This window comes from Mesorhizobium sp. BR1-1-4 (assembly GCF_020165375.1).
GTDB lineage: Bacteria > Pseudomonadota > Alphaproteobacteria > Rhizobiales > Rhizobiaceae > Mesorhizobium > Mesorhizobium australicum.
The window spans coordinates 318,544-329,973 of record NZ_JAIUIB010000005.1 but is presented as its reverse complement, the minus strand read 5'-3'; the positions used below and the strand labels follow the sequence as shown (position 1 = coordinate 329,973).

Here is an 11,430-nt window from a genome sequence, read left to right as displayed (position 1 = left end):
CACGGGGAGAAGGTGCTAATCTTTCAAAACCGCTCCAACTTCGCCCGCACCTTGACCAGAAACGCCGCTCGCGTCTTCGGCGTCGAGGCGTCCATCAAATAATGCGCCAGGAAGAACGTCTTGCAGCGCCTGGCGCACAGCGCCCGCATGCCGCGCAGCAAGGTCTTGCGCCCGGGCTGGCCGACGACGACGCTCCACCAGGTCGGCGCGCCGCAAGTGGTGATGACGCCGACCTTGGTGACATGCGTCATCAGCGACTTGATCCCTCCCCTGCCCGCCGGCAGCTTGAAGGCGACATCGGTCGCCCACACCCGGTCGAGCCAGCCCTTCAGCATCGCCGGCAGCCCGTACCACCAGGTCGGGTAGACGAACAGGATCGCCTCGGCCCAGTTGAGCAGTTCGAAATGCAGTTTCAGCGCCGGATCCTGCGGCGCCTGACTATTGTAGGTACGCCGCTCCTCGCAACTCATCACCGGATCGAACTTTTCGGCGTAGAGGTCGAGCAGCCGCACGTCCCAGCCTCGCCGCGTCAGCACATCCACGGCGGTGTCGCGAATGGCGGCGCAGAAGCTCTCCGGCACCGGATGGCAATAGACGACAAGCGCCCGCATCAGAATGCATCCATGCTGGCCGCGACCTTCGCCGTGAAGGACTTTCGGGTTTCATCGGTCGACAGGTTCATCGAATAATGCGCGAGGTAGGTCACCGGAGCACCCGGCTTTACCGTGGCGCGCAGCATGCGCTTGATCAGTTTTCGCGGCGGGTCGCCCATCAGAAAGGCGCGGAACCGGCTGCCGCCATAGGTGGTGACCGCCGCGACCTTTCTTATGTTGTGCAGCGACGGCTCCACCTTGCCGTCGACCAGCTTGAACGACACGCCCGGCAGGAAGACGCGATCGAAAAACCCTTTCAGGATCGCCGGGAAACCGTAATTCCAGACCGGATAGGAAAGCACCAGCGCATCGGCCCGCAACAGGCGCTCGACGTATGGCGCCGCAGGATCCCCGGGACCGCGCTGATTGTGATAGTCCAGCCTTTCCCTGCGCGTCAGCCGCGGATCGAATTCTTCGGCATAGAGATCGCAATCGTCGACCACGTGACCCGCCGCCGTCAGCCGCTCGACGATCGTCCCATGCAGCCCGGCATTGAAGCTGGTCTCGACCGGATGAGCGTAGAGGACGAGGATTTTCACGGGAGGATATTCCGCAGGTCGGCGCGAGGCACCCCCCTCTGGCCTGCCAGCCATCTCCCCCGCAAGGGGGGAGATTGGCAGCTTAAACGCTGCCGCCAACCTGCCACGCTGACAATTGGCGAAAGCAATGAGGCAGTCCGATCTCCCCCCTTGCGGGGGAGATGGCCGGCAGGCCAGAGGGGGGTGTTCAAGCGCGAACTTCTCCTCATCCCGTCCTCTGCAGCCCCTTGAACAGGAACGTCCGGCCCGAGCGGTAGTCATAGTCCGGGTTTTCCCAGGCGATCATCTTGCCGGGATTGAGCAGGCCTTGCGGGTCGGTCTCGCGCTTGAAGGCGAGTTGCACCGCGTCGGTCTGCTTCATGCCGCCCTCTTCCAGCGTGTAGCGGTGCGGGTTGAAGATCGGGCAGCCATTTTCCTCATGCAGGCGGATGATCTCGTTAAGCCGCGCCTCGGTGGTGAACTTGACCAGCGGCAGGCCGAAGCAGGTGATGTTGCCATCCAGCCGCACGAATTCGAGATGCGAGAACACTTCGCCCGGAAACATCGCATCCATTTTCTCTACCAGCGCCAGCTGGTTGGGAAAGGGATAGAGCGACTGCAGGTAGGTGACGGCGGGGTCGACGCGCAGCGCCCGGAGCGTCGTGTGGTTCCAGGCCAGCTCATAGGCCGGCGGCAGGCCCTTTTTCTCCTCAGGGGTCGCAGTGGTGGCGTTGTAGGTCACCTCACCCCCGGCGCGGCGCGTAAAGGCCAGAAAAGCATCCAGCCCATGTTGCGCCACCATGACGACGCAGATGCTTTGACCTTCCCTGAAGAATTTCTGGTGCCGCTTGAAATAAAGCTGCGGCACGGGTGCCGCGATCGGCGTGATCAGCTTGGTCAGGATGCCGTCCTGGCAGGCCAGCGCATTGCCATAGCGCGCCGCATCCATGAATTGGTCGAAGCCGACGATGACGTCGATCCAGTCATAGGCCGCCGTCAGCGGCATCTCGACTCCCGAGATGATGCCATTGGTGCCATAGGCGTGGGTCACCTTGTGCAGGTCTTCGCCGGTGAGTTCGAGCACCCTCGGCTCGGCCTCCATCGTCACCACGCGCAGGCGCAGCACATTGCCGAAATCACGCAATCCGCCGAAATTGATCGAGCCGACGCCGCCGGAGCCGCCGGCGATGAACCCGCCGATCGAGGCGGTGTTGTAGGTGGAGGGCGACAGCCGCAGCTCCTGCCCGGAATGCGCGCGCGTCGCCTTGTCGATGTCGGACAGGACCGCGCCCGGTCCGGTCACCACGCGCCCCGGCGCGATCGACTTGATCTCGTTCATCTCGGCGAGATTAAGCACCACACCGCCCGAAAGCGGCATTGCCTGGCCATAATTGCCGGTGCCGCTGCCGCGCGGCGTCACCGGCACGCCATGGCGATGACAGGCGGCAAGCACGCGGATCAGTTCGGCTTCGTTCCTGGGCGTCACGATGAGGTCGCCGGTGACATGGTCGAGCTGTTGTTTCAGGACCGGACTGTACCAGTAGAAGTCCCGGCTCTTCTGCTGGACGATGGCCGGATTGTCGTCGAGTTTTATCCCGTCGAGATCGCGTTTGAGCGCCGAAACATCCATCATTCCACCATCAGCTCGTCGAGTTCGGCATAGTCGGGCAATTGCCGGTCTATCGCTCGCCCCGCACGCACGACGATGCGATCCGATTCGGGGCGCGACAGCAATTCCGTCCAGCTTCGACCTTTGAACAGCACGAAGTCGGCATCGCCTCCGGCGGCGAGCGTGCCGAAGCCATCGAGCCGCATCACATGGGCCGGCGTCGCGGTGACCGCCTGCGGCCAGTCGCCGACCGGGTGATCGAAATGCAGGATGCGCGTCGCCATGCGGTAGACCTCCAGCATGTCGAGATCGCCATAGGCATGGAAGGGATCGCGCGTGTTGTCCGAAGCGACGGTCACCGCAATGCCCCTCGCCTTCATCTCGTGCAGCAGCGTCACGCCACGCCAGCGCGGTGTGGTTTGGTCAGCGCGACGGTCCTGCAAATAGAGATTGCACATCGGCAGCGACACGATTGCCAGCCCGGCCTTCGCCACCTTGTCCAGCGTGTCCAACACCTCGAGATCGGGCTGGCGCGCCAGCGAGCAGCAATGGCCGACGAGGATGTTGCCCTCGAAGCCGTTCCACAGCGCTGCCTCGGCGATCTTCTTCAGCGAGATCGCGGCGATGTCGTCGGTCTCGTCGGCGTGGAAATCAAGGTCGATCCCGTGCTTGATTGCCTGCGCGAAAACGTGGTCGAGCAGCTCTTCCAGGTCCGGCACCATATAGGTGACGACGCCCAGCACGCCCTTGGCGGCGGCCACGCGTTTGGCCAGCCTGTCGAACCATTTCTTGTCGCGCACGCCCTCGATGCCGAGCAGGCAGGCACCTTGCAATTCGATGCGGCCACGCCATGCCTCGCGCATCGTCTCGAACACGGGCCAGGAGATTTCCTCCTGCGGCGCGACGCTGTCGATATGAGTTCTAAGCGCCCTGGTGCCATGCGCGTAGGCCGAGCGCAGCGAGAAATCCATGCGGCGCGCCACATCCTCGGCGGTCCAGCGCGCCACGCGGTCGGCGCCCGTGGCGTTCAGAGCGCCCGTGAAGCTGCCGTCTGGATTGGGCTTTCGTGGCCAGATATGGCCCTTATCGATATGCGTGTGGCAGTCGACGAAACACGGCAGCACGATACGGCCGGCAAGGTCGATGGCGCCCGCCGGTAGCTTCGATGCGGCCTGCACGGCGATGCTGGAAATCTTGCCGTCCGCGACGGTAATGTCGGCAAGGGCGAAACCGTCGCTGTCGAAGGTCGCAGCCAGACCAAGCGTGACAGATTGATGAACACGCGCGTTGGCAAGGCGGTAGGAGCCAGAGGCTGGTATCAAGGTCTACCGCTCCTGCTTCAGCGCGCTTTCGTGCCAGCGCCGCAAAATGAGATGCGAAATCAGCGACAGCACGAGAAAGATCAGGATGCCTGTCAGCGATATCAGGAACAGCGCCGCGAACAGCCTTGGCGCGTTGAGCCGGTAACCCGCTTCGATGATGCGCGAGGCAAGTCCGGACGACTGGCCGGTGGCGCCGGCGACGAACTCGGCCACCACGGCGCCGATCAGCGACAGGCCGCCGGCGATCTTCAGCCCGCCAAGGAAATACGGCATCGCCGCCGGCAGCCTGAGATAGCGCAGCTGCTGCCAGCGCGTCGCGCCGTTGAGCTTGAACAGGTCGCGCAGGTTGCGGTCGACCGAGTTGAGGCCGAGCGTGGTGTTCGACAGGATCGGGAAGAAGGCGACGATCCAGGCGCAGAGCAGGAGCTTGGTCGTCTGATTGTCGACATAGATGTTGATCAGCGGAAAGATCGCCACGATCGGTGTCACCTGCAGCACGATGGCGAAGGGGAAGAACGACATCTCCACCCATTTCGACTGCGCGAACAAGACCGCCAGGCCGACGCCACCGACAACCGCCAGCAGCAGGCTGAGGAAGGTGATGCGCAAGGTGACCAGCAGTGCGGAAAACAGCAGGCCGGCATCGTTGTAGAGCGTTGTCAGCACGACGCCGGGGCGCGGCAGGATGTATTGCGGGATCTCGTTCCACACGCAGATGCGGTCCCACAGCCAGATCGCCAGGATCATGATCGCCAGCGGCAGAACCCAGCGGCCGATCCGCTCAAACCGCTCCTGGCGCACGCGGCGCGCTTCCTCGGGGTCGAGTTTCAACGTGCCGTCAATGGCTGTCATGATGCGAGCCCGCTGTTGAATTGATGGCATTGACCAGCACATCCGAGGCTTGCCGGCAAAGGGCCGCATAGTCAGGCGAGGTGCGAAACGCCTCATCGCGCGGATAGGACGCCTCGATCGCGAGTTCGTCGAACACCCGCCCCGGCCGAGCCGCCATGACGACGACGCGGTTGGAGAGAAACACGCTTTCGAACACACTGTGGGTAACGAAGACGACGGTGAAGCGCTCGTCTTGCCACAGTTCCAGCAGGTCGTTGTTGAGCTTGAAGCGGGTGATCTCGTCGAGTGCCGCGAACGGCTCGTCCATCAACAGCACGCGTGGCTTGGTCACCATGGCGCGCGCGATCGAGACGCGCATCTTCATGCCGCCGGAGAGTTCGCGCGGCACGGCGTCCTCGAAGCCGGTGAGGTGCACCCGCGCCAGCATCTCCGATATCGCCGGGGCGGCCTTGGCGCGGGAAATGCCTTTCAGCCTGAGCGGCAGCCAGACATTGTCGAAGACGCTGGCCCAGGGCAGCAGCGTCGGCTCCTGGAAGACGAAGCCGATATTGGCACGGTCGAGCGAGCCGCCGCCGCGCCAGTCGAGCACGCCGGATGTCGGCGTGGACAGGCCGGCAATCAGCCGCAGCGCCGTCGACTTGCCGCAGCCCGACGGTCCGAGCAGGCTGAGGAAATCGCCTTCCCGGATCGTCAGGTCGACATCGCTGAGCGCCGTCACGCCGTTGGAAAAGACCTTGCCGACGCCACGCAGCGCCAGCAAGGTCGGAGCCATGTGCGAGGCGGGCGTTTGCGCCACCTGTTCCCGCATCATGCCGGGCCGGCCTATTTCTTCAGCTCGAGCCCGACCCCCTTGTTGATGAAGGCCAGCGTGTAGGCTTTCGTGATGTCGATGCCTTCAGGCGTGACCTTGGCCTTGACCATCTTGTCGTAGAAGCTCTTGATCCGTTCTTCCTTCATGGCGCCGATGCCGAGCTTCTCGGTGTCGCCGGAATCGGCGAGGCCGAACTTCTTCATCTGCTCGATCGAGAAGGCGATCTGGTCGTCGCTCATGTCAGGATTGTCTTTCTTGATCATGTCGTTGGCGGCCTTGTTGTCGCCGTAGAGGTACTTGTACCAGCCCTTGGCCGAGCCATCGACGAAGCACTGGACCACCTCAGGCTTCTTGTCGATCGTCTCCTGCATCACCTCGATCGTGGTCGAATAGGTGTCCCAGCCGTAGTCGGCGAGCAGGAACTGGTTCGGCACGAAGCCGCCTTCCTTCTTGACCGCGAACGGCTCCGAGGTGACGTAGCCCTGCTGGATCGACTTCTTGTTGGCGAGGAAAGGGGCGGTGTTGTAGGTGTAGGGGACGCGCTTTGAAGCGTCGAAACCGAGCTCGATGACCATCCACTGGAAGAAGGTCTGCACGCCTTCGTCACCCAGAATGTACTGCTCGGCGTTCTTCAGGTCTTCCCATTTGTCGAGCCCCTCGCCGGGGTGGGACATGATGACCTGCGGGTCCTTCTGGAAGTCGGCTGCCACCACACGCATCGGAATGCCTTGCTGGACGGCGTCGAAGGCCGACAGCAGATTGCCGCCCATGTAGAAATCGATCTTGCCGGCGAGCAGCATCGGCCGGCCGCTGACCTGCGGGCCGCCCTGCATGATGGTGACGTCGAGACCGCAGGCGGCGTAGGTCCCATCGGCCACGGCCTGGTAGTAGCCGCCATGTTCCGGCTCGGCGAGCCAGTTGGTGCCGAAAGTGACTTTTTCATTCGCCGCCGCGCCCAGCGTGCTGGCCGCAAGCAGGGCCACCACCGTGGCCGAAATCTTCTGTTTCACGTACATTGACACCGCCCTTTATTTGCACCGGCGCGTTGCGCGCCGTGCTTGACACCAAAGATTCAAGAAGCAAGACACATGCCACCGGCGTCGCGCGCCGGGACCCGCCCGCCTGCACCACAGCCATCTGCGAAAGCCGGAAAGGTCGTGCTGCACCGAAGGGCATCGTGCCTATTTTTTGAACGCCTGTCCACAATCGCACCGGCGACATGCACCACCATCTTGATGGTGCAATGCATCCGGCCTTAGGCTGGCGATATCCAGGAGATTGCCATGTTCAAGTTCCTTACCCCGAAGTCGATCAAGCCACCCTTTGCCCGCTACAGCCACGGCGTCGAGGTGCCGGCCGGCAAGCGGCTGGTGCTGTGCTCGGGCCAGGTCGCCATCACGGCGGACGACCAGATACCGGAAGATGCCGGCGCACAGGCCGAACTCTGCTTCAGGAACATCGCGGCGGTTCTGGGCGAAGCCGGGCTGGGACTTGGCGACATCGTTCGCATCAACGCCTATGTCACCGACCGCGCGCATCTGCGGCCCTATATGGAGGTTCGCGACCGGCTGTTTTCGAGCCCGGCGCCAGCCTCGACGCTGATGATCGTTTCCGGCTTTGCCCGGCCCGAATTCAAGGTCGAGGTCGAGGCCATCGCGGCCGGGTGATCGACAGGCCGGCCGCACCGCGCTAGGTCTGACCTGATCATTTGAAGAGGCGTGACATGACTGCTGGCAAGAAACGCGTATGGTGGGGCGACTACCGGACCACCGAATACGCCTCGATCGATCCCGAGGCGACAATCGCGGTGCTGCCGCTGGCAGCTATCGAGCAGCATGGACCGCATCTGCCTGTGTCGACCGACACTTCGATCATGAACGGCATGCTCGACACGGTGATTTCACGCTTGCCCGACGATCTCGACATCCGCATCCTGCCGGTCCAGGCGGTTGGCAAGTCGAACGAGCATCTGCACGCGCCGGGCACTCTCACCTTGCCGGCAACGACGCTGGTCGACGCCTGGACCGAGCTTGGCCTGTCGATCGCGCGCGCCGGCGTGCGCAAGCTTATCGTCGTCAATTCGCATGGCGGCAATGAGGAGATCATGGGCATCGTCACGCGCGAATTGCGCGTGCGCGAAAAGATGCTGGCGGTGAAGACCAGTTGGCAGCGCTTTGGCCGCCCGGCCGGCATGTACACCGAACTCGAGGATCGTCACGGCATTCATGGCGGCGATGTCGAGACGTCGCTGATGCTGCATTTCCGGCCAGATCTCGTCGACATGGGCAAGGCCGACAATTTCGTTTCCAACGTCGCCAAGGCCGAGAAGGAATTCTCGCTGTTGCGCCACACAGGCACCCACGCCTTCGCCTGGATTGCCGGGGATCTCAACCCGAACGGCGTGGTCGGCGACGCCAGCATCGCGACAGCCGAGAAAGGCCGGCTGACCGCGGAATATCAGGCTGACGGGTTCATCAACCTGGTGCGGGATGTGCGCAAGGCCAAGCTCGCGGAGTGGCTGAAATAGCTAACCGTTGATCTGGAGGGCGAACGGCGTGCCTTCAAAGGCGTCGGCGCCGCGCCCGATCGACTCGATCGCCTCGATCATGCGGCCGTTGCGCTCGAGCAGCGCGTCGGCCACCGCGATCAGCCGCGGATTGGGCGTCGCCGAAGGCGACAGCGCTCGCAGCGTCCGCGCCAGTTCCACCTCGTTGCGTTTCGGCGCCAAAGCCGCGGCGATGACATAGGCCGAGGCGGTCGAACGGCTGATGCCGGCATAGCAGTGCACCAGCATTGGTTTCGCCCGGTCCCAGCGGCGTGCGAAATCGAGCAGGTTACGGACATGCTCCTCGCCCGGCATGGTCATGCCGTCCTGCGCCACGGCGATGTCGTGCATGACGAGGTGCAGATGGTTTTCCCTTGGGATCGAGGCCGGTCGGACTACGTCCGTTCCGGCGGCGAGCAGCGACAGCATGCGGTCGGCGCCGGTCCTGGCCACCACTTCCTCGATTTTCGCCAGTGAGCAGACATGGATCATTGTTTGAAACCTTTCGACCGATCCTCGCGCCGCGACGCCCAATCGGCAAGGGCGGATTCGATCCTGCGCCACTCCTCCTCGCTCCCCGGCAGTCCGGCGCGCAAGGCATGCGGCCGTTCGGAGAAATGCCGCAGCAGGATACCGCTCTGGCCAAGCCCGGAAAACAGGCCGCCGGCATCGGGCAGGCTGAGATAGCGGAACAGCGTGGTGCCGCCCGCGACGGGAACGCCGAAACGGCTAAACAGCGCGTCGAGCCGCACCGTCGCTTCCGCCAGCGAGGCCCGCATCGCATCCTGCCAGTCGAGATCGGCGAGCGCGCGGATGCCGTATTCCAGGGCCGGTCCTGCGACAGCCCACGGCCCGAACTGCATGTCCAGCCGTTCAGCCGTCGGCGCGTCGGCAAGCGCGAACCCGAGCCGCAGGCCGGCCAAACCAAAGAACTTGCCGAACGAACGCAGCACGACGATGCCGCCCTGGCCGACATCGCCGGCGAGGCTGTGCTCGCGTGGACCCACATCCATGAACGCCTCGTCGACGACCAGCAGCCCGCCCTTGGCGCGAAGTCCAGCGGCCAGCACCAGCAACCGGTCGCGCTCGACGACGCGCCCATCGGGATTGTTCGGATTGACTATGATGGCGAGGTCGGCTTCCGCCAGCGCCGCGAAATCGCTGACCTCGACCACCTCGTGCCCGGCAATCGCCGCCGCCCGGGCGTGTTCGGCATAGGTCGGCCCCAGCACCATTGCCTTGCCGGGCCTCACCAGCGAGGCGACGCGCGGCAACAGGATCTGTGTGCCAGGGGCCGCCACCACGCTTGCTGGGGAAGGCGCGCCATAGGTGTTGGCCGCGATCTCTACCAGTTCGCGCCCACGCGCGGCCTCTGGCAATCGCCACAGCGAGGTGGCGGGCAGGTCGAAAAGCGGGTAGGAGTGCGGATTGATACCGGTCGAGAGGTCGACGAAAGGCAGCACGGCATTGGGGAAAAGCGCCCTTGCCCGGCCAAGACTTCCACCATGGTCCACCGCTCCTTCAAGAAGCTTCATGTCAGTCCTGATCGCTTTCCTGTCATTAATTGTCGAATTCGCCCTTGGTTATCCCGACTGGCTGTTTCGCGCCATCGGCCATCCGGTGACATGGTTCGGCAGGCTGATATCCTTTCTCGACTTGCGGCTCAACCGCGCCACTGATCCCGACGCGCTGCGTCGTCAACGTGGTGTCCAGGCGCTTCTGTTCATCGTGCTGGTGCCGGCGATAGCAGGCCTTTGCGTGCAGCTTGTTCTGCTCTGGTTTGTCCCCCTGGGGTGGATCATTGCCGTCTTTCTGGCGACATCGCTTCTGTCGCAGAAAAGCCTTTACGAACATGTCGAAGCCGTCGCCGACGCGCTCGACAGCGGAGGCCTCGACATGGGCCGAGCCGCCGTTTCGCGGATCGTCGGCCGTGATCCCGAGACGCTCGACCGTGCCGGCGTCTGCCGCGCGGCGATCGAGAGCCTGGCGGAAAATTTTTCCGACGGCATCGTCGCCCCCGCCTTCTGGACCGGGGTCGGAGGGCTCGCCGGCGGCGCGGCCTACAAGGCGGCCAACACCGCCGATTCGATGGTCGGCCACCGGACTCCGCGCCATGAGGCCTTCGGCTGGGCGGCGGCGCGCTTCGACGACTGGATCAACCTGCCTGCATCGCGGCTGACGGCGCTGCTGATCGTGCTCGCTTCCCTCCTGGTCGAGGGCGCCGACCCCCGCGGCGCCTGGAAGGCGGTACGGCGCGACGCGAAAAAACACCGCTCGCCCAATGCCGGCTGGCCGGAAGCGGCCATGGCCGGCGCGCTCGGGCTGGCGCTCGCCGGACCACGCAGCTATGGCGGTGTCATGGTCGACGACATCTTCATGGGCGAAGGCGGCCGCCGCGATGTCGACAGCGGCGATATCAGGCGGGCGCTCAAGCTTTACCGGGTCGCGGACTACCTGCTGATCGGCTTGTTCGGCCTGGTCGCGCTGATCGCCGTTCTGGTTTTCTAGAACTCGATGCCTTGCTGCGCTTTCACGCCCGCCGAGAAATGGTGCTTTGTCACCCCCATCTCGGTGACCAGGTCCGCCGCCTCGATCAGTGCCGGCTTGGCGTTGCGGCCGGTGACGACGACATGCAGGCCTTCGCGGCGAGCCTTGAGCGCCGCAACCACCTTGTCGAGAGCGAGATAGTCGTAGCGCAAGGCAATGTTGAGCTCGTCGAGCACGACAAGGCTGATCGAGGGGTCGGCGATCAATTCCAGCGCCTTGGCCCAGGCGGCCTCGGCGGCCGCGATGTCGCGCTTCAGGTCCTGCGTCTCCCAGGTGAAACCCTCGCCCATTGCGTGCCAGACGACACGGTCGCCAAAGACGGCAAAGGCGTCCTTCTCGCCGGTGTGCCACTTGCCCTTGATGAACTGGACGACGCCGACGCGCTTGCCGTAGCCGAGCACGCGCAGCGCGAGACCGAAGGCGGCCGTGGTCTTGCCCTTGCCGGGACCGGTGTTGACGATCAGCAACCCTTTCTCGATCGTCTTGCCCGCAACCTCGGCGTCCTGCACCGCCTTGCGCTTGGCCATCTTGGCGCGATGGCGTTCTTCATCCTTGTCGTCGATATCGGTCATT

Annotated in this window: 13 protein-coding genes; 3 read left to right on the top strand and 10 right to left on the bottom strand. The window is 64.0% G+C overall.

Going from position 1 to position 11,430, the window contains the following annotated elements:
* Nucleotides 1-23 precede the first annotated feature (23 nt).
* The 7 genes from LB571_RS13365 to LB571_RS13335 all read right to left on the bottom strand — a co-directional run bounded on the left by LB571_RS13365 (nucleotide 24) and on the right by LB571_RS13335 (nucleotide 6,781).
* Nucleotides 24-611, bottom strand: a complete 588-nt coding sequence (locus LB571_RS13365) for an NAD(P)H-dependent oxidoreductase (RefSeq protein ID WP_224594999.1) — start codon at nucleotides 609-611, stop codon at nucleotides 24-26.
* Nucleotides 611-1,192, bottom strand: coding sequence for an NAD(P)H-dependent oxidoreductase (locus LB571_RS13360; protein ID WP_224594997.1), 582 nt, complete (start codon nucleotides 1,190-1,192; stop codon nucleotides 611-613). The genes LB571_RS13365 and LB571_RS13360 overlap by 1 nt, the downstream gene beginning before the upstream one ends.
* 205 nt (nucleotides 1,193-1,397) lie before the next feature.
* On the bottom strand, nucleotides 1,398-2,801 hold the full coding sequence (locus tag LB571_RS13355; protein WP_224595210.1) for an FAD-binding oxidoreductase: 1,404 nt from the start codon (nucleotides 2,799-2,801) through the stop codon (nucleotides 1,398-1,400).
* Nucleotides 2,801-4,102, bottom strand: a complete 1,302-nt coding sequence (locus LB571_RS13350) for a cytosine deaminase (protein WP_224594995.1) — start codon at nucleotides 4,100-4,102, stop codon at nucleotides 2,801-2,803. Before LB571_RS13350 ends, LB571_RS13355 begins: the two co-directional genes overlap by 1 nt.
* A gap of 3 nt (nucleotides 4,103-4,105) precedes the next feature.
* Nucleotides 4,106-4,954 (bottom strand): ABC transporter permease, encoded by an 849-nt coding sequence (locus LB571_RS13345; protein WP_015317384.1) that lies wholly within the window; start codon nucleotides 4,952-4,954, stop codon nucleotides 4,106-4,108.
* A complete protein-coding gene (locus LB571_RS13340) occupies nucleotides 4,941-5,765 on the bottom strand; it encodes an ABC transporter ATP-binding protein (protein WP_224594993.1) in 825 nt (274 codons plus the stop codon). Before LB571_RS13340 ends, LB571_RS13345 begins: the two co-directional genes overlap by 14 nt.
* Before the next feature lie 11 nt (nucleotides 5,766-5,776).
* Complete coding sequence (locus LB571_RS13335) at nucleotides 5,777-6,781, bottom strand: ABC transporter substrate-binding protein (protein ID WP_224594989.1); 1,005 nt, start codon at nucleotides 6,779-6,781, stop codon at nucleotides 5,777-5,779.
* A gap of 267 nt (nucleotides 6,782-7,048) precedes the next feature.
* Here LB571_RS13335 and LB571_RS13330 point away from each other — a divergent pair, with 267 nt between their 5' ends.
* Both LB571_RS13330 and LB571_RS13325 read left to right on the top strand, forming a co-directional pair.
* Nucleotides 7,049-7,432 (top strand): RidA family protein, encoded by a 384-nt coding sequence (locus LB571_RS13330; protein WP_140615865.1) that lies wholly within the window; start codon nucleotides 7,049-7,051, stop codon nucleotides 7,430-7,432.
* Nucleotides 7,433-7,488: 56 nt separating this feature from the next.
* Nucleotides 7,489-8,292, top strand: a complete 804-nt coding sequence (locus LB571_RS13325) for a creatininase family protein (RefSeq protein WP_140661022.1) — start codon at nucleotides 7,489-7,491, stop codon at nucleotides 8,290-8,292.
* On the opposite strand, the gene LB571_RS13320 is transcribed toward LB571_RS13325, so the two are convergent.
* A complete protein-coding gene (locus LB571_RS13320) occupies nucleotides 8,293-8,802 on the bottom strand; it encodes a tyrosine phosphatase family protein (protein ID WP_224594986.1) in 510 nt (169 codons plus the stop codon).
* Nucleotides 8,799-9,845, bottom strand: coding sequence for a threonine-phosphate decarboxylase CobD (gene cobD / locus LB571_RS13315; protein ID WP_224594983.1), 1,047 nt, complete (start codon nucleotides 9,843-9,845; stop codon nucleotides 8,799-8,801). The genes LB571_RS13320 and cobD overlap by 4 nt, the downstream gene beginning before the upstream one ends.
* Here cobD and cbiB point away from each other — a divergent pair.
* Entirely contained in the window at nucleotides 9,844-10,818 is a 975-nt protein-coding gene (cbiB, locus tag LB571_RS13310; protein ID WP_224594980.1) for an adenosylcobinamide-phosphate synthase CbiB, read from the top strand. The genes cobD and cbiB overlap by 2 nt on opposite strands.
* Here the strand turns inward: cbiB and cobO are convergent.
* Complete coding sequence (cobO, locus tag LB571_RS13305) at nucleotides 10,815-11,429, bottom strand: cob(I)yrinic acid a,c-diamide adenosyltransferase (protein ID WP_224594977.1); 615 nt, start codon at nucleotides 11,427-11,429, stop codon at nucleotides 10,815-10,817. The two genes, cbiB and cobO, sit on opposite strands and share 4 nt — an antisense overlap.
* Nucleotide 11,430 lies beyond the last annotated feature (1 nt).